The organism is Salipaludibacillus daqingensis, from assembly GCF_029891575.1.
Lineage (GTDB): Bacteria > Bacillota > Bacilli > Bacillales > Salisediminibacteriaceae > Salipaludibacillus > Salipaludibacillus daqingensis.
In genome coordinates this window covers 13,001-32,510 of record NZ_JARZHF010000006.1, presented here as the reverse complement: position 1 = coordinate 32,510, position 19,510 = coordinate 13,001, and the positions used below count along the sequence as shown (strand labels likewise).

At 42.7% G+C, this 19,510-nt stretch carries 15 protein-coding genes; 1 reads left to right on the top strand and 14 read right to left on the bottom strand.

Annotated features, from left to right (window positions below; translation table 11 throughout):
- Positions 1-13: 13 nt before the first annotated feature.
- The 5 genes from rho to QDN89_RS12535 all read right to left on the bottom strand — a co-directional run bounded on the left by rho (position 14) and on the right by QDN89_RS12535 (position 5,628).
- Positions 14-1,288 (bottom strand): transcription termination factor Rho, encoded by a 1,275-nt coding sequence (rho, locus tag QDN89_RS12555; protein ID WP_280770496.1) that lies wholly within the window; start codon positions 1,286-1,288, stop codon positions 14-16.
- Positions 1,289-1,892: 604 nt separating this feature from the next.
- Positions 1,893-3,179: a UDP-N-acetylglucosamine 1-carboxyvinyltransferase gene (locus QDN89_RS12550; protein WP_280770495.1), complete on the bottom strand. Its 1,287-nt coding sequence runs from the start codon at positions 3,177-3,179 to the stop codon at positions 1,893-1,895.
- 192 nt (positions 3,180-3,371) lie between these two features.
- Positions 3,372-4,016 (bottom strand): fructose-6-phosphate aldolase, encoded by a 645-nt coding sequence (gene fsa, locus QDN89_RS12545; RefSeq protein WP_280770494.1) that lies wholly within the window; start codon positions 4,014-4,016, stop codon positions 3,372-3,374.
- Between the two features lie 109 nt (positions 4,017-4,125).
- Complete coding sequence (gene fba, locus QDN89_RS12540; protein ID WP_280770493.1) at positions 4,126-4,989, bottom strand: class II fructose-1,6-bisphosphate aldolase; 864 nt, start codon at positions 4,987-4,989, stop codon at positions 4,126-4,128.
- A gap of 270 nt (positions 4,990-5,259) precedes the next feature.
- Complete coding sequence (locus tag QDN89_RS12535) at positions 5,260-5,628, bottom strand: response regulator (protein ID WP_280770492.1); 369 nt, start codon at positions 5,626-5,628, stop codon at positions 5,260-5,262.
- Positions 5,629-6,098: 470 nt separating this feature from the next.
- Between QDN89_RS12535 and QDN89_RS12530 the strand changes: the two genes are divergently transcribed.
- Positions 6,099-6,611, top strand: coding sequence for a DUF2529 family protein (locus QDN89_RS12530; protein WP_280770491.1), 513 nt, complete (start codon positions 6,099-6,101; stop codon positions 6,609-6,611).
- 78 nt (positions 6,612-6,689) lie between these two features.
- On the opposite strand, the gene QDN89_RS12525 is transcribed toward QDN89_RS12530, so the two are convergent.
- From QDN89_RS12525 to QDN89_RS12485, 9 genes are all read right to left on the bottom strand, one after another.
- Complete coding sequence (locus QDN89_RS12525; protein ID WP_280770490.1) at positions 6,690-8,291, bottom strand: CTP synthase; 1,602 nt, start codon at positions 8,289-8,291, stop codon at positions 6,690-6,692.
- Between the two features lie 446 nt (positions 8,292-8,737).
- Positions 8,738-9,238 (bottom strand): DNA-directed RNA polymerase subunit delta, encoded by a 501-nt coding sequence (rpoE, locus tag QDN89_RS12520; RefSeq protein WP_280770489.1) that lies wholly within the window; start codon positions 9,236-9,238, stop codon positions 8,738-8,740.
- A 606-nt stretch (positions 9,239-9,844) separates the two neighbouring features.
- Positions 9,845-13,099: a fused isobutyryl-CoA mutase/GTPase IcmF gene (icmF, locus tag QDN89_RS12515; protein ID WP_280770488.1), complete on the bottom strand. Its 3,255-nt coding sequence runs from the start codon at positions 13,097-13,099 to the stop codon at positions 9,845-9,847.
- Positions 13,096-13,767 (bottom strand): TetR/AcrR family transcriptional regulator, encoded by a 672-nt coding sequence (locus tag QDN89_RS12510; protein ID WP_280770487.1) that lies wholly within the window; start codon positions 13,765-13,767, stop codon positions 13,096-13,098. Before QDN89_RS12510 ends, icmF begins: the two co-directional genes overlap by 4 nt.
- A 17-nt stretch (positions 13,768-13,784) precedes the next feature.
- Complete coding sequence (meaB, locus tag QDN89_RS12505; RefSeq protein ID WP_280770486.1) at positions 13,785-14,747, bottom strand: methylmalonyl Co-A mutase-associated GTPase MeaB; 963 nt, start codon at positions 14,745-14,747, stop codon at positions 13,785-13,787.
- Positions 14,748-14,873: 126 nt separating this feature from the next.
- Positions 14,874-16,016 (bottom strand): acyl-CoA dehydrogenase, encoded by a 1,143-nt coding sequence (locus QDN89_RS12500; protein ID WP_280770485.1) that lies wholly within the window; start codon positions 16,014-16,016, stop codon positions 14,874-14,876.
- 60 nt (positions 16,017-16,076) lie between these two features.
- Positions 16,077-17,219: an acyl-CoA dehydrogenase gene (locus QDN89_RS12495; protein ID WP_280770484.1), complete on the bottom strand. Its 1,143-nt coding sequence runs from the start codon at positions 17,217-17,219 to the stop codon at positions 16,077-16,079.
- Between the two features lie 18 nt (positions 17,220-17,237).
- Positions 17,238-18,092 (bottom strand): 3-hydroxybutyryl-CoA dehydrogenase, encoded by an 855-nt coding sequence (locus QDN89_RS12490; RefSeq protein WP_280770483.1) that lies wholly within the window; start codon positions 18,090-18,092, stop codon positions 17,238-17,240.
- 171 nt (positions 18,093-18,263) lie between these two features.
- The gene (locus QDN89_RS12485) at positions 18,264-19,442 is read right to left on the bottom strand and encodes an acetyl-CoA C-acetyltransferase (protein ID WP_280770482.1); all 1,179 of its coding nucleotides are present in this window, start codon (positions 19,440-19,442) and stop codon (positions 18,264-18,266) included.
- Positions 19,443-19,510 lie beyond the last annotated feature (68 nt).

Below are 19,510 nucleotides of genomic sequence, written 5' to 3'. Positions count from 1 at the left end.
TAACAGTTAATGATTACGTCGTACGGCGTGCCTTACCAGATTTTTCTTGTTCAAATGACTCGAAAAATTCGACGTTTGTTTTCGTATTACGCACTTTTTTCAAGAAGCGATCTAAGAAATCCGGAGAGTCATTCATTGTTTTTCGAATCGCCCATAGGTTCTCAATTTGATCTTGTGGTAATAAGAGCTCTTCTTTACGAGTACTTGAGCGACGAATATCGATCGCTGGGTAAATTCTTCGCTCTGCTAGTTTACGATCTAGGTGAAGTTCCATGTTACCCGTCCCTTTGAATTCTTCATAAATCACATCATCCATGCGGGATCCAGTTTCCACAAGCGTAGTAGCAAGAATCGTTAAACTTCCGCCTTCTTCAATGTTTCTCGCAGCACCAAAGAATCGTTTCGGACGATGGAAACTAGCTGGGTCAATACCACCGGAAAGCGTTCGGCCACTTGGTGGAACGACCAAGTTATAGGCACGCGCTAAACGAGTCAAGCTGTCCATTAATATAACAACATTTTTCTTCGATTCCACAAGACGCATGGCACGCTCAAGAACGAGTTCTGCCACTTTAATATGATTTTCTGGCACTTCATCAAACGTAGAACTTACTACTTCCCCTTTGACGGAGCGTTCCATGTCGGTTACCTCTTCCGGACGTTCATCAATGAGTAGAACCATTAGTTCCACATCAGGATGGTTTTGAGCAATGCTATTTGCCACTTCTTTTAGCAATAATGTTTTACCAGCTTTTGGTGGTGCAACGATAAGTCCACGCTGACCAAAACCTACTGGAGAAATCATGTCTAATACCCGTGAAGCGATCATGTCCGGTTGATATTCTAACGTGAGCTTATGATCTGGGTATAGTGGAGTGAGCTGTGGGAAGTGAGGTCGTTCTTTTGCTTTCTCGGGGTCTTCACCATTTACAGCAGCTACTTGAAGCAAGCCATAATAACGTTCGTTTTCTTTCGGTTTACGAACCTTCCCTGAAACGGTGTCGCCATTTCTTAGTTGGAATCGGCGTATTTGCGATGCTGAAATATAGATATCTTGAGAGGAAGGCTTGTACGTGTTCGATCGTAAAAAACCGAATCCTTCTGTTGTGATGATTTCAAGAATCCCTTCCATAAACATCAAGTCTTCGTTTTCTGCTTGTTTTTTAAAAATAGCAAAAATCAGTTCTTTCTTCGTTAATTGACTGTAATACTGGACCTTTTGTTCTTTAGCCAATTCATATAGTTCCTTTAGTTTCATGTGCTCCATTTGTTTCAATGTCACAGCCATGCGATTCATCACACCTTTTCATAATTTGATTCCTGGTATCTGTTTTAAAACACGTCTAAACGATCTTCTAAAGCTAGATATTTATTAAAAACAGCTATTGAATTAGATCTAGAATGAGGATAGTAGAAATAACACTAGAAGCTATTGCAGAAGAATCGTGAGGCAGGAAGTAAAGATTATTTATATTACGTAGTTTTCTTATTCATTTCAGTCTTGCCTGTTTCACCCTTAATCTAAGCATATTTTTGATTGGAAAACAAGGGTTGTCCGTTTTTTTAAGACGAATGCCACATCAATGTTTCAAGTTAATTCGGAGTAAATACGAATGAAATCAGCTAAGACGGCAAAAAATATTGTTGATTTTAAAAATCGCGAGAGACTCATGGAAATAGCAATACTCCATTGAAAAGCGAGCTTATTGTTCCTTTTCAATCTAGTTTCAATGCGATCTCAGAATCTTCGAGACTTCCTTCATAACAGTTATTTTTCCACAAATTCTAATCATTTAAATTTCTAAAGGATACTTGGCGGCAAGGCAGCCAAGAAAGACAAGCCACCTTGCAACCATCGTAAACCAATTTTATTCACGCCAATTATTTATGAGTTATAAACTTTTCATTTCTTCTAACTCTTTAGCATTAAGAGCTTCACGCCATATGTTGGCCCCTAGACCTTTTAGTTTCTCTTCTAAATAGGCGTATCCGCGATCGATATGGGTTACTCCAGTTATTTCTGTAACCCCTTCTCCCATTAAACCTGCCACAACAAGCGATGCTCCCGCTCGTAAATCGCTCGCTCTTACCTTTGCACCTTCAAGGCGAGAACCACCATTGACGAGAGCCGAACGGCCTTCAACCTTAATGTTCGCTCCCATACGTCTCAACTCATCTATGTGTTTAAACCTTGCCCCATAAATGGTGTCGGTGACGATACTCGATCCATCTGCTTTCGTTAGTAAACTCGTAAACGGCTGTTGTAAATCCGTAGCAAACCCTGGATAAACAAGCGTTTTAATATCTACCGGATTCAGTTCAGGTTGCGTTTCTATATAAATGGAATCATCTCTTGCTTCCACATGAACACCCATTTCGCGAAGTTTGGAGCTTAATGACTCCAGGTGAAGCGGGATAACGTTATCTACGATGACCCCCTGCCCCATTGCTGCAGCCATAATCATATACGTTCCTGCCTCGATGCGATCTGGAATAATCGAATGACGACAGCCATCCAACTTGTCCACCCCGTCGATACGAATAACATTCGTTCCAGCACCTTTGATGTTCGCTCCCATGCTAGTAAGCAACGTTGCTACATCAATGATTTCTGGTTCTTTTGCTGCGTTTTCAATAATCGTTTGCCCTTTTGCTTTCACAGCGGCAAGCATAATATTGATCGTAGCTCCTACACTAACAACGTCAAGATAAATCCTTGCGCCAACGAGCTCATCGGCTTGCAGATAAATCGCACCTTGTTCATTTGTCACTTTTGCGCCAAGCGCTTCGAATCCTTTAATATGTTGATCAATAGGTCTCGGTCCAAGGTTACATCCCCCTGGAAGTCCAATGGCTGCTTTTTTGAATTTCCCTAACATTGCCCCCATCATATAATAAGACGCACGTAATTTTTTGACTCGGCCATTTGGGAGCGGCATCGAAAACATGTTTTCTGGGTGAATCACTAGCGTGTCCTTTGTTAATTCTGTGCTCCCGCCGATCTCTTCGAGTAGGTGAGCCAACGTTTCTACGTCAGATATATCGGGCAAGTTGTCAATTGTAACCGTTGAATCTGCCAGTACCGCAGCAGGTATTAACGCTACGGCACTGTTCTTTGCTCCACTGATTTGAACGGTGCCTTTTAACGGGTGACCGCCCTCGATCAATAGTTTTTCCATAAAAACAGCTTCCCTTCTGTCTTGCAAAATTAATCATCTCTATCTATTATCTTAGTTTCCATTCTACACGATGTACCGACCAATTAGACAATAAATTTTTCTAATATTTGAAAATAGCTTGATAGAGAAGGAAAGACACCTCATCATAAAGGTGCCTTTCTATATCCTATTCACTTATCTTTTTTCCCATAACTACTTGTTTGCTTTATTCCAGTCAGATAAGAATGTTTCAATTCCAGCGTCCGTTAACGGGTGTTTTACGAGTTGACCGATCACTTTCAATGGAACTGTTGCAATATGTGCTCCTCGCATAGCTGATTCCGTTACGTGCTGCGGGTGACGAATCGATGCGGCGATGATTTCCGTATCAATATCATGAATGATGAACATTTCAGAGATGGTAGAAATGAGGTCTAACCCATTCTGACCAATATCGTCTAGTCTTCCAAGGAATGGTGAAACGTAAGAAGCACCTGCCCGCGCTGCTAGTAACGCTTGATTTGCCGAAAAAACTAGAGTGACATTCGTCTTAATATTTAAGTCGCTGAACGTCCGAACAGCTTTTAATCCTTCTAGTGTCATCGGAACTTTCACGGTAATATTCGGGGCAATCGCTGCCAGTTCTTTTCCTTCTTCAATCATGCCTTTGGCATCTGTCGCGATAACCTCGGCACTGACTGAACCTGAAACAAGACTGGTAATTTCTTTTAGGCGTTCATGGAAATTGATTCCCTCTTTTGCTACGAGGGAAGGGTTTGTTGTTACCCCAGCTAGAATTCCTAATGAGTGCGCTTCTTTAATTTCATCTAGATTTGCCGTGTCAATGAAAAATTTCATCGTTTCACCTCTCCAATTTGAGTTGTCTTTGATAGCGCTTACTTAAAAGATGGGAATGTAGCACCAACGACCGTTGGTGCTACCGTCTAACATTTATTTAATCGTTGTATTACGCTTTACCTGAAGAACCGAATTCACGCATTTTACCAATCACTGTTTCTTTGATTGCTTCGCGAGCTGGTCCAAGATATTTACGTGGATCGATCATATCTGGGTTTTCATTCAACACTTCACGAACACGCTTCACAGAAGTGATTTGGCTCTCCGTGTTAACATTGATTTTTGCAGATCCGAAAGAGATCGCTTTTTTAATGTCATGTGTTGGGATTCCAGTACCACCGTGAAGAACAAGTGGAACTGCAGTTAATTTAGAAATTTCTTCCATACGGTCGAAACCAAGGTTTGGTTCCCCTTTGTAAGGTCCGTGTACAGATCCTAATGCAGGAGCGAAACAGTCAACGTTTGTTTCACTGATTAACTTATCACACTCTGCAGGAATAGCATATGCTGCTTCTGCGTCACTAACAATTAGGTCATCTTCTTGTCCACCGATGCGGCCAAGTTCTGCTTCCACAGAAATACCTAACGTGTGAGCTACGTCTACAACTTTTTTCGTAAGTGCAATGTTTTCCTCAAGTGGGAAATGAGAACCATCGATCATAACCGAAGTAAATCCTGCATACATCGCTTCTACACACTTTTCAAAGCTTGAACCGTGGTCTAAGTGAATCGCCACTGGAACTGTCGTTTCATACTCTGCCATTAAAGATTCAACCATCGCTACAACAGTGTGGAATCCACCCATGTAACGTGCTGCCCCTTCAGAGACACCTAAGATTACTGGAGATTGCTCTTCTTCTGCCGCTTGTAAAATAGCTTGCGTAAACTCAAGGTTGTTCAAGTTAAATTGTCCAACCGCATAAGAGTTTTCTTTTGCTGTTTCAAGCATTTCTTTCATTGATACTAAAGGCATTCTAAATATCCTCCTTTGAATTCACGTGCATGATTAATCTGTCTTGAGATATCGTTTTCCACAAAACAAACATACAAATAACAAGATCATTATGTTAACAGACCTTAGCATTCCCAAACTTATTATTTGTACACTTCGGACGTTTACGTGAAAAAAGCCATGAAACTAAGCTCACAGCAAACCATGTCTTAGACAGACTCACAGGAACATTATAGCATATAGCTATTATTTTTCACGTAAATTATATGAAAAATTCGTGGACAAACGATTTTAATCTAGCGATTCGAAAAATTCTCTGATCTCTCTGCGCACTTCATCAATATCAAACGGCTTGGCAAAATGCGCTTTTGCCCCTAACTTTTTTGCTTCATTTATCATTTCAAGTTCTCCATAGGCCGTCATCATAATCACATTTGTTTCTAACTTCCGATTCCTTATTTCTTGCAGAATTTCTAACCCGTCCATTCCAGGGATTTTCATATCTAATAAAACGAGATCTGGATTTTCTTCTTTGATTATTTTTAAAGCCTGATTACCATTAGAAGCATCGAACGTTTCATAACCGTCTTTTTCAAAAACTTCTTTTAATAACACTCGAATGCCGAACTGGTCGTCAACAATTAATAGCTTTTCTGTCATATAAGATCCCCCTTTAAATCATTTAAATCATCTAGTTAAGTGTCGTCGTTCGACGTGATCTTTACTAATAACTAATTTCCGCTAAATATGAGGTATTTCCTGCCTACTTATGTATGAGATTATCGATTATAAGCGTCCTCTGTAAATTTAACCCTTTTCTACCATGTCTTTAGTATAATTATAAGCAATAAATTACGAAAGAGCAATCGTTTAAACTACATTCGTTCTTATTAACGAACATTTTTTGTATGATAGTCCCTCCCCTTCCCCCATATTGTATTTTCCCTACAACTAATTTTATCATTTTCCCTCGACTTTTAGACTAGTAAAATAGAATAAGGTATGATGAAGTCGAACAATACTCCATTTTATATTGAGTCTTACTCCGAACAACATGTTTTTTTATTTTTTTAAATAAAAGTATTTGTTCGCAAAATAGAAAATATATTAACGAAAGGATCGAATGGACAATGAAGATTTTTGAAACACAAATGAAAGGGTTAATCGAAAAACTTAATCACTATGAAGAAGACCTCGAGGATGCAGCAAGAGTGATTGCCCAAAGTATGGTAAGTGACGGTCGTATTTTTTGGCATGGAGAAGAAGAGATGGCTGGAATCGTGTCTCAAGCATGTTTCGGTGCTGATAAATTTAAGAATAGTTCTGTTGCAGACGATCAAACGATTTTTTCTCCAATGGATACGCTAATTATCGCTAGTCCAACTCTTTCTGTAACGCAGGTTAAACGACTGATAGAGAAAGCTTCGGACGCATCCGCTTCTGTCATTACAATTTATTCCCATCACAATGATGGACAAGATGGTGGGGATTTCTCTTTTTGTACTGGTGTGAAGGGTGGACTCGTTCCTATGGAGTCAGGGGAGAGAATCGGGACTCCTCACCTTCTTGTCGCCCTCCAGCTTTATTATCACCTGTATTTTGCAGTCATGGAAATGCTAGAGGAACATGAAATGTTGGAATAATTTTCGCTTCCCTTTTCATAACTAAAAAAAGCCTTTGACAGGAAGCCCATTAAGGCAGCCCTATCAAAGGCTTTAGTGTTATTTATCTTTTGAACATGCGCGAATAAATTCTCTAAATAGTGGTTGAGGTCTCGTTGGGCGTGACACAAATTCAGGATGGAACTGAGACGCCATGAAGTATGGGTGATCTTCGAGCTCGACAATCTCAACAAGTCGTCCGTCTGGGCTTAGCCCTGAGAAAACGAACCCTTTCTCTTCCATTTCTTCACGATACTGATTGTTAAACTCATAGCGATGACGGTGACGTTCATAAATGACTTGCTCCTCATACGCAGCATAAGCTTTTGTTCCTTCTTGTAATTTACAAGGTTGGAGGCCTAATCGAAGCGTACCACCGTAATCTTCTACGTCCTTTTGTTCCGGCAACAAATCAATGATGGCGTGACTTGTTTCTGGATTCAATTCAGCGGAATGAGCATCTTTATAACCTAATACGTTTCGGGCAAATTCCACAGATGCTAACTGCATTCCGAGACAAATACCTAAGAACGGAACATTATTCGTTCGAGCGTATTCAATCGCATTGATTTTTCCTTCAATGCCTCGGTCACCAAATCCTCCTGGTACAAGGATTCCATCCACATCGGCTAATTTTTCTGCCATATTTCCATTTGTTACTTCTTCTGAGTTGACCCACTCAATTTCCACATCTGCATCAAACATGTATCCGGCATGCTTCAATGCTTCTGCGACTGATAAGTATGCATCTGGAAGCGCAACGTATTTTCCGACTAAAGCAATACGAACTTTCTTCGATAAGTTCATCACTTTGTCTACTAGACCAATCCATTCTGTCATATCTGCTTCCTTACAATTAAGATTCAAATAATTGCAAACGAACTCATCGAGCTTTTGCGCTTGAAGTTCTAGAGGGACTTGATAAAGTGTTTCTGCGTCACGAGCTTCAATGACGGCATTTTTGTCGATATCACAGAATAAGGCAATCTTGTCTTTCATCTCTTCTGGAACAGGACGTTCTGTTCGAACAACAATGACGTTTGGCTGAATGCCTAAACTTCGAAGTTCTTTGACACTGTGTTGTGTTGGTTTTGACTTCATTTCCCCAGCTGCTTTTAAATAAGGAATCAACGTACAGTGGATGTACATCACATTCGCTGCACCAACATCACTTTTAATTTGGCGAATCGCTTCTAGAAATGGCAAACTCTCAATGTCACCGACAGTTCCACCAATTTCAGTAATAACAACATCTGGACTGCCTTCGTGTGCTGCACGGAATACGCGGTCTTTGATTTCATTTGTGATGTGAGGGATGACCTGAACTGTTCCACCTAAGTAATCACCGCGACGCTCTTTTTGTAAAACGGAAGAATAAATCTTTCCTGTTGTCACGTTGCTGTACTTCCCTAAATTAATATCAATAAATCGCTCATAGTGCCCTAGATCCAAGTCGGTTTCTGCGCCATCGTCTGTAACGAAAACTTCCCCGTGTTGATAAGGGCTCATCGTTCCTGGATCTACGTTAATGTAAGGATCAAACTTTTGAATCGTTACTTTCATTCCGCGGTTTTTTAACAGTCGCCCAAGAGAAGCGGCAGTAATTCCCTTTCCTAATGACGACACGACTCCACCTGTGACAAAAATATACTTCGTTGACATCGTTCAATCCCTCGCTTTTTTGTTTTTAGCTCTGTTTTTTTGCTGAACGTCGGACACGGGTCACTCCCCTATTGCTTTGTTGCCGAATGACTTTCCGTTAACTTACGTTTTTAACATCCTAAAGTTTTGGAAAACAACATGTTACAGAGTCTTTTTTATTTTTTATTCCATTGTGGGGTATGTCAGTTGTTCACTATCTCGGATTTTTTATTTCTACAATCAAACGTTTCCCATTTTCTTTCGTAAAAATTTAAAAATCCGTATAAACAATAAAAAACAAAAGGCCCCTCTAATAAACCTGACAGAGGGGGCACTTTTGTTTTGGTGAGAGAATATTCCATCATTGGCTATTCTCGATCTATTTTCACGCATTTTTTAAACATATGTTTTGTGAAGCCCAAAAATGATTTTAGCGAGATCTAGCAGAAAAGTCAAGCGCGTTTTTCTTACTTATCCTCTTCTTCGTCTTCTTCATCGGAATCTCCGCCTATTGTATCAGGAAATTCCTCATCATCTAATTCATCATAATCAGTATCTTCCTCATTTGCTAAATCGTCTAATTCATCCTCCAAGTCTTCGAATTCATCGAAGTCTTCTGGATCTTCATCAAACTTATCTTCATCTTCCTTGTCTTTCGCTCTCTTTTTACGAGCTTTTGATGCTGCTTGGGAAAGTTCTTCTTCTGTTTGGTCAAACGGGTACCATGAACGAAGTCCCCAACTATTGTCACCAAGGTTAACGAAACGTCCATCAACGGACATCTCCGTGTAAAGATGGGAAATTCGACTTGTTAGCTGTTCATCAGCTAACCCCTTAAATCCACCTACACGCTTTAGTAATGAATGGTACTCTTCTGGTTTCTTTTGCTCTTCAAGAATAGCATAGGCCACTTCAAGCATAGATACTTCTAAAACTTGTTCTTCTGAGTAATCTTTTAATTTCATCATTGGCACTTCCTTTCACTATATAATCTAAGTTTCATTGGTTTTCATGTTGTTGTGTCAGTAGTTGAACCTACTTATGATTCCGAGTCATTGTTAACGGTTTGTCAAATCCATACCTTCCATTATAAACACAATACTACCATTTATGCTAGAGGAAGGTGAAGTTTACAAAGAAATTAGTAAAGAAGAGAGATAGTGACGCATATTTTGAAGGTTTGTTAGGCTCTGTTATTGTGCGAATCAGACAGGTATCAGGCAAGGCATCCACTATTGACCTTTCATGCGTCATATTGACTCGTTAGGGTCACTAGATGACTCCACTACTGACCCTTCTTTCGGAATCAACGTCCCCAATGGGCACTAGACGCTCCCACTAGTGACCATTCATACCTAATTTTGACTCGTTAGGGTCACTAGATGACTCCACTACTGACCCTTCATTCGAAACCAATGTCCCCAATGGGCACTAGACGCTCCCACTAGTTACCATTCCATTCTAATTCTTGCTCATTAGGGGCACTAAACTAATCTCCCGACTTATCCGCGCCACCCTCAACCTCAAAAAGGAAGAAAACTGGCCCGCCAAGGCCAGTTTTCTCGTCGACTATTTTATAAGTTCCTTCGATACTGACCGCCAACTTCGTACAAGGCACCGGTAATTTGACCGAGACTAGCAACTCGGACCGTTTCCATCAATTCTTCAAACAAGTTGCCACCAGATAGAGCAACGTTTTTCAATCGCTGCAATGCTTCTGCTGCCTCTTTGTCATTTGCTTTCTGGAACGTTAGCAAGTCGTCAATTTGTCCTTCTTTTTCTTCGGTGGATGCTCGTGCTAACTCCATATCGAAATCGTCATCAGATGGAGGGTTTGGATTGAGATACGTGTTTACGCCGACGATTGGCAACTCACCGTTATGCTTTTTCGTCTCATATAACAACGACTCTTCTTGAATTTTTCCACGCTGGTACTGGGTTTCCATCGCCCCAAGCACACCACCACGGTCATTCATTCGCTCCAATTCTAATAGCACAGCCTCTTCGACTAAGTCCGTTAATTCTTCCATAATAAACGACCCTTGCTGAGGGTTTTCGTTTTTGGCAAGTCCCATTTCTTTCGTAATAATCATCTGAATCGCCATCGCCCGGCGGACGCTTTCTTCCGTAGGCGTTGTTACTGCTTCATCGTACGCGTTCGTATGAAGCGAATTACAATTATCGTAAATCGCCATTAATGCCTGCAGCGTTGTACGAATATCATTGAAATCCACTTCTTGTGCGTGAAGGGAACGACCAGATGTTTGAATGTGATACTTTAGTTTTTGACTACGTTCATTGGCACCGTATTTATTTTTCATCGCCACAGCCCAAATACGACGAGCGACGCGGCCGATGACCGTGTATTCTGGATCTAGCCCGTTGCTGAAAAAGAACGATAAATTTGGTGCAAAATCGTCGATGTTCATGCCCCGGCTTAAGTAATATTCCACGTACGTGAAGCCGTTCGCTAACGTAAACGCCAGCTGACTGATCGGATTCGCACCGGCCTCCGCAATATGGTAGCCACTAATCGACACCGAATAATAATTCCGCACGCGATGATCGATAAAGTATTGTTGAATATCCCCCATCATGCGTAGCGCAAATTCCGTCGAGAAGATGCACGTATTTTGGCCTTGATCTTCTTTAAGAATGTCCGCTTGCACCGTTCCGCGAACGACGGCTAACGTGCTGGCACGAATATCTGCCTCTTCCGTTGCCGATGGCTTACGACCTTCTTTTTCTGCAAAAATCTCGATTTGCTGATCAATCGCGGTGTTCATAAACATGGCGAGAATGATCGGTGCAGGCCCATTGATTGTCATCGATACGGACGTGGAAGGATCCACTAGGTTGAAGCCGTCATATAACGTTTTCATATCGTCTAGCGTACAAATGCTGACGCCACTTTCGCCTACTTTGCCGTACACATCTGGACGATGACCAGGATCTTCCCCATATAACGTGACCGAATCAAATGCTGTACTTAAGCGTTTCGCATCATCGCCTTCGGATAAGTAATGGAAGCGGCGGTTCGTCCTCGCTGGACCACCTTCTCCAGCAAACTGGCGCTTCGGATCTTCTCCTTTTCGTTTGAACGGAAACACACCAGCCGTATATGGAAACTCCCCTGGAACGTTTTCCGAACGGATCCAACGAACGATTTCTCCGTAGTCAGCAAACGTTGGCAGTGACACTTTCGGAATATCAAGTCCGGATAACGTTCGCGTCTGCAAGTCCGTCACGATTTCCTTGTCGCGGATTTTCGTTACGAACTGATCTTGTTTATAGGCGTGCTTCTTATCTTCCCAACGATCGAGTGCTTGCTTCACGTCTGGCACAAGTGTCTCTTTGTAATGGTCCCTTAGTTCAAGAAGTCCCGCTTGATCGACAGACACTTCATCGTGTTCATTCAACGCATCTAACGTGCCTTGAAGTTGGAACCAGCGACGTGCTTTTTTCACTTCCGCCATCGTTTCCTGATGGTATCCTTTCACCGTTTGCGCAATTTCTCGTAAATAGTGTATTTGCTCTGGTGGAATCACGGCGTTTCGTAGCTGAATTTCATCGTTTTTCCCCAAATCGGTCTGCCAGTCCACATCACATTTGTTATTGATAATTTGCACAAGTTCGTAGAACAATTTATTTGTTCCTGGATCGTTAAACTGGCTCGCCATCGAACCGAACACAGGCATTTGCTCTGGTGATTCTTCAAACCGCGTGTGGCTTCGTTGAAATGCTTTGCGAACTTCTCGAAGGGCGTCTTCTGACCCTTTGCGATCAAATTTATTTATCGCAATCGCATCTGCGAAATCGATCATATCGATTTTTTCCAGCTGAGACGGCGCACCGAATTCGCTTGTCATTACATACATGGAGACGTCAGCTACGTCGGTAATCGCCGCGTCTCCTTGACCGATCCCACTCGTTTCGACGATTACCAAGTCAAAGCCAGCACGTTTCACGACTGGAATGGCTTCTGTAATCGCTTTCGACAACTCTTGGCGGCTGTCTCTCGTTGCCAAAGAACGCATATACACATTTGGAGAATGAATTGCGTTCATGCGAATACGATCTCCAAGCAGTGCGCCTCCTGTTTTCTTTTTCGTCGGGTCAACGGACAAAATAGCCACCGTTTTTTCTGGAAACGCCATCATAAATCGGCGAACTAATTCATCGGTTAACGAACTTTTACCCGCTCCACCCGTTCCTGTTATCCCTAGAACTGGTGGGGAAGGTAATTCCTCTTCATGAATCGTCTGTTGAAATACTTCTTGTTCATCTTTTGTCATTGCCTCTTCAAACGCTTTTTTTTCAGCTGTTGTAATGAAGCGAGCAACGGCGCCGTCTTCTTTTTTCAACAAGTGAGCACTAGAAAGCTCTGAGCTCTCACTTGTGGAAAAATCGCATTCACGGATCATCTCATCGATCATCCCTTGAAGGCCTTGTTTCCGTCCGTCTTCTGGTGAAAAAATTCGTTTAACTCCATGCTTATGGAGTTCTTTCATTTCAGATGGAATGATTGTTCCGCCACCACCACCATAAATGTTGATTTGGCTAGCACCTCGTTCTTGCAATTGATCATACAAATACTTGAAGTATTCCACGTGACCACCTTGATAAGAAGAGATCGCTATTCCTTGAACATCTTCTTGAATGGCGGCTTGCACAACTTCATCCACCGAGCGATTGTGTCCTAAATGGATGACCTCGGCTCCTGACGCTTGTAACATTCTTCGCATAATATTAATCGATGCATCATGTCCGTCAAATAGACTGGACGCTGTGACAAATCGCACCGGATGTGTAGGTTTATACATCGTCATACCGTCCCTCCTGTTTCTCGTTCGATCGTAGCTCCTGGTTTAGGTAATTTCACACCAAAGCTTTGCAGAAGCTGATGAATTTGCCATTTGCAGTAAGAATCAATATCGTAGTCTCGTTGGATCGCCCAGCGACGGAATGTCCACATATGGCCAGCGACTAATATATTATGACAAGCGAGCGAAAATTCTGACTCGTCTAAATGGACGATATCCTCACTTTTAGCAACTCTTAGTTCTTTCTCAAACATCGCTTTCATTTTTAATTCTTTTTCTAAAACGTAGGAGAGCGCTTCGTCTGACAGCGACTTAGACTCTTGATACATCACAAGAACTTCATCTTGCAAACTATCAATGACTCGGAAATAAGCTTCAATGACTTGATGAAGCCTATCCAACCCTTGCAGTTCTCCGTCCATTAATTTTTCCCACTTTTCGACGACTTCATCGTAAACGGCATCACAAACGAGGTACAAGATGTCTTCTTTTGAACCAATATATTCGTACAACGTTCCAATGCTGAAACCTGAAGCTTGAGCCACTTCACGTGTTGTGGCTTTGTGATACCCTTTTTGATTAAAAAGGGTAACGGCTGCTTTAACAATTTGGCTCCGGCGTTTTTTAATTAATTTTTGGTCTTTCACTAAAGAAGGCACGTTTTTCTTCTGCAAAAAAATCACTCTCCTCTCTATTCCTTAGCAGTGATTCGTTTCATCCATCGTTTATAAATTTTTTCCGCTGATTCATATGGATCCCTTTGCTCAGCTTGTTCTGGTGTTTGTCCTTCGGTTTCTTTAAGCTCTTGTTGAATAAGCGGTGCGAAATCTGTTTTCAGGCGTTCTACTAAACGGCGTTCGATTTCGACCTCTTTCTGACTGAGTCGTCGTTCAGTTTTCTCTTCCGATGATAGAAGGTGATCATGGTGATTTTCCAAAGCTTCCGTCACTTCCTTTATCCCTTTTTTTTCGGTCGAGATCGTTGCTAAAATTGGCGGCTCCCAATTTCCTGGAATATGGGTAATATGAAGCAAATCTTCCAGCTCCCCTTTCAGTTGTTCCACTCCTGGAAGATCTGCTTTGTTAATGATAAATAAATCAGCAATTTCCATAATCCCAGCTTTGAACGCTTGAATCATATCTCCACCTGATGGGTAAAGGACGAGTGCGATCGTATCGGCTGTTTTCATAATGTCTAATTCTGACTGGCCAACACCTACGGTTTCAATAATAATCCGATCAAACTTTGCTGCTTCCATTAGTCTCACAGTATCTTGGCAAGCTTCTGATAACCCTCCAAGACTTCCTCTTGTCCCCATGCTGCGAATAAATACACCATCGTCTTCTTCATGGTCTCGCATACGGATACGATCACCGAGCAGTGCCCCTCCGGAAAATGGGCTTGTCGGATCAATGGCTACAATAGCAACCGTGTCCCCTTTACGTCGCCATTCGCGAACAAGTCCATTAACGAGAGAGCTTTTCCCGCCTCCTGGTGATCCGGTGATACCAATAATGTGCGAATTCCCTGTGTAAGCATAAAGTTGTTTCATTAATTCGCGATGTTCCGGTTTGCGATCCTCCACGATGGAGATCGCTTTTGCTAATGCTCGTTGATTGCCGTTTAAAATTGGATCAATCTTTGGTATCTCCATCGCGTGTCGCCTCCTTACCTTGATTTTAGGTTATCCATTCGGTTGATGGATGTCATACTGGAAGAGCTTGTGTCTCTTTCTCTGCAGAAACAGCCTATTTCTTTCCGTTTCGTTAGTATACCATCATCAGTCTTTTAATAGCATTTTTGCAATAACAAGACGTTGTACTTCGTTTGTGCCTTCATAAATTTGCGTAATTTTTGCATCGCGCATGTAGCGTTCCACCGGATAATCTTTCGTATATCCGTAACCACCAAATACTTGCACTGCTTCTGTTGTCACTTCCATCGCTGAATCTCCAGCAAATAGTTTCGACATGGCCGATTCTTTCCCGTAAGGAAGGTTTTCAGACTCTTTCCAAGCCGCTTGATACGTTAAAAGGCGAGACGCTTCTACTTTTGTTGCCATTTCAGCGATTTTAAACCCGATTCCTTGCTGCGCGCCAATTGGCTTGCCGAACTGTTTTCGTTCTTTCGCATAGTCCACCGCAGCGTCAAGAGCTCCTTGGGCAATCCCAACAGCTTGAGCGGCGATACCATTTCGGCCACCGTCCAACGTCATCATCGCGATTTTAAACCCTTCTCCTTCTTTTCCTAGTCGGTTTGCTGCAGGTACGCGAACGTTATCAAAGATAATTTCGAGTGTTGGCGATGAGCGAATGCCGAGCTTTTTCTCTTTTTTCCCCATCGTGAAACCTTCCATGCCTTTTTCTAAAATAAATGCCGTACAGCCTTTGTGTCTTAAGTCAGCGTCTGTTAAGGCAAAAACCACGTACGTATCGGCTTCTCCACCGTTTGTAATAAAAATCTTGGATCCATTAAGAATATAGTCGTCGCCGTCTCTTTTAGCAGTTGACTTCATATTGGCAGCGTCACTTCCAGCACTCGGTTCTGTTAATCCGTAAGCACCTAGTTTCTTCCCTTCTGCCATCGGTCGTAAAAATTTCTGCTTCTGGTCTTCTGTACCGAATTTGTAAATTGGCCACCCTGCTAAGGATAAGTGTGCGGAAAGCATCACTCCAGTTGAGCCACAAACACGAGATAGTTCTTCGACTGCAATGACGTAGCTTAAGTAGTCTGCGCCAATTCCACCGTACTCTTCTGGCCACGGAATGCCGGTAAGTCCTAGCTCTCCCATTTGGTCGAAGATTGCTCGGTCGAACCGTTCTTCCTCATCTCTTTCTGCTGCTGTTGGTTCTACTTCATTTTTGGCAAAATCACGAACCATTTTACGAATCATTTCTTGTTCGTCTGATAGTTGAAAATTCACTTTTATTTCCCCCTTTTTATAACTGTTTTCTTAGATATGCTGAAAACGTCCCTCTGGACTTTAATCTCTTAACAGTTTGTTGCTAATGACTACTCGTTGGATTTCATTTGTTCCTTCATAAATTTGTGTGACTTTGGCGTCGCGGAAAAACCGCTCTACTGGATAATCTTTTGTGTACCCATAGCCACCGAACACTTGGATCGCTTCTGTTGTAATATTCATGGCCGAGTCTGATGCAAACATTTTCGCCATTGCTGCTTGGTTCCCTGCTGGTAATCCGCGGGACACGAGATCCGCCGCTTGATAGGTTAATAGTTTTGCCGCTTCAAACGTTGTCGCCATTTCTGCAAGTTTAAAGGCCACTCCTTGCATCTCACCAATCGGCTTGCCGAACTGCTTTCGCTCTTTTGCATAAGCTGTTGCTGCTTCCAGTGCCCCTTGGCAAATCCCAAGTGACTGTGCGGCGATACCGATTCGTCCCGTATTTAAATTGGACATGGCAATTTTAAATCCTTCGCCTTCTTTCCCTAACAAGTTTTCTTTAGGTACACGGCAGTCTTCAAAAGAAAGTGGCGTTGTGTTTGATCCATGGAGTCCCATTTTTCTCTCTTTCGGACCAACAGAAAATCCAGGTATATCTTTTTCAACGATAAATGCGCTAACGCCTTTTTTTCCGGCAGCAGGGTCTGTCTTGGCAAAAACAATGTACGTATCTGCCTCGCCTCCGCTCGTAATCCATGCTTTCGATCCATTTAGCACATAGCTGTCACCATCGAGTTTGGCCGTTGTTCGCATGCTAGCAGCGTCACTTCCAGCACTTGGTTCTGATAGTGCAAAAGCGCCAAGGTACTCGCCTGATGCTAACTTTGGAATGTACTTCTGTTTCTGTTCTTCCGTCCCGAAATATAAAATAGGATTTGTACCAACGGAAGTGTGTACCGATAAAATAACCCCGACCGCTGCACTCACTCGTGATATTTCTTGAATGGCAAGAATGTATGACGTGTAGTCCATTTCCGAGCCGCCGTATTTTTCTGGAATGGGGATGCCCATCAGTCCAAGCTCCCCCATTTCTTTGACGATGTGACGCGGGAATTCATCCGTTTCTTCCATATGCTCTGCTGCTTTGGCCACTTTCTCCTCGGCAAATTTGTGAACCATCTGCTTCATCATTTGTTGTTCGTCTGTCCAGTTGAGATTCATTGATGCCCACCTACCTCTTTAAGTGCTATAGTTGTAAAAACCTCGTCCTGCTTTTTTGCCGAGCCAACCAGCCTTGACGTATTTTCTCAAGAGTGGACACGGTCTGTATTTATCATCTCCGAATCCTTCGTGGAGCGTTTCCATAATGTACAAACACGTATCGAGTCCGATGAAATCAGCCAACGTCAACGGCCCCATTGGGTGATTCATGCCTAACTTCATCACTTCATCCACGTCTTCTGCTGTGGCAACTCCTTCAAAAACCGTGTATATCGCTTCGTTGATCATAGGCATTAAGATTCTATTTGCGACAAAACCTGGGAAATCGTTCACTTCGACTGCTGTTTTTTTCAACGATTCGGCCATTTCCTTCACTTGCTCGAACGTCTCATCGGATGTGGCTAAACCACGAATGACTTCGACGAGTTTCATTACTGGAACAGGATTCATAAAATGCATGCCAATTACTTTTTCTGGTCGTTTCGTTTCAGCGGCGACTTCCGTGATCGGAAGGGATGACGTGTTTGTTGCAAGAATCGCGTGATCTGGCGCGAATTCGTCTAATTGAGCAAAGATCGTTTTTTTAATGTCCATGTTTTCCACTGCTGCTTCAATGATGATGTCTTGATTTTCTGCGTTACTGATCTTTGTGGAAACGTGAATTTGTCGCAAAAATCGGTCCATGTCTGACTCGGAGATTCGCTCTTTGTCCACTTGGCGTTGGAGTTGTTTTTGGATGCCTTTTATGCCTTTTTCTACGTATTCTTCTTTTAAATCATGTAATGTTACGTCATAGCCGTTCATGGCGCATACTTGGGCGATACCTGCTCCCATTTGTCCTGCGCCGATGACCATAACTCGTTGGATTTTCATCTCGTTTTCACTCTCCTTTATCGCTAACTCGTTCCTTTATTTCAATTCGGTGGTTTTGCCGCGCGGAATTACTAGGACTGCGCGCGATAATCCCATGTGGGCGCGCGTATTTCTGGGTTGGGCGCGCGCAATAAGCGTCATTGCGCGCGCCCAACACATTTTCTCCCAAAATTACACTTCAATCATGATCGCATCGCCTTGACCGCCACCGCTACAAATCGCAGCAATCCCAATTCCGCCTCCGCGGCGTTTCAATTCATAAGCTAATGTCAAGATGATTCTCGTACCACTAGCACCGATCGGATGACCAAGAGCTACAGCTCCTCCATTGACATTTAGCTTGTCAGGATCTAAGTCTGCGATTTGGCCACTTGCTAATGAAACAGCAGCAAATGCTTCGTTTACTTCAAATAAGTCTATATCTTCCACTGACTTGCCCGTTTTTTCTAACAGCTTATTAATAACAAGTCCTGGCGTTTTCGGGAAGTTTTCTGGTTCCACAGCAAGTTGTGTATGGGCTAGGATCGTTGCTAGAGGTTCGATTCCTCGTTCTTGCGCTTTATCTTCGGACATTAAAACAACAGCTGCCGCTCCGTCATTTACACCAGGTGCGTTTCCAGCGGTAATCGTCCCGTCTGATCCAAATACTGGGCGTAGTTTCGCCAAACGCTCTACCGTTGTATCTTTTCTCGGAGATTCATCATGTTCCACGACGAGGGCGTCGCCTTTTCGCTGTGGCACTTCGACCGGAACAATCTCTTCGGCAAACTTGCCTGATTCTATCGCTTCCCCTGCCTTTTGGTGGCTGCGGTACGACCACTCATCTTGTGCTTCTCGTGAAAGGTTATGTTCTTTTGCAACGTTGTTTCCGTAGTTCCCCATGTGCACACCTGTAAATGTGCACGTCAAGCCATCATGAACCATCATGTCATGAAACTTTTGCTCGCCCATTTTAAAGCCAAACCGAGCTCCTTTGACGAAAAATGGAGCTTGGCTCATTGACTCCATGCCTCCTGCAACGATCGTATCTTGTTCGTTCGCACGGATGAGAATGTCAGCTAATGTGACACTTCTCATTCCTGAAGCACATACTTTGTTAATCGTTTCTGTCTCTGTTTCCCACGGGATTCCGGCTTCGTGCATGGCTTGTCGTGATGGCAATTGCCCTTGTCCTCCTTGGAGAACGGACCCAAAAATAACATGACCAATATCTTTTCCTTCTAGTCCTGCTCGATCAAGCGCCCCTTTGATAGCTTTCCCGCCTAATTGAGATGCTGTAAAGCTGGAAAGTCCACCTCCTAATTTTCCAACAGGTGTTCTTGCTCCACTGACAATGACCGTCTTACTCATACACTGTTTCCCCCTTTTTATGACTCAAGTGAGTGTCGACAAAGTGCAAATGTACGCTTCTCAACGCT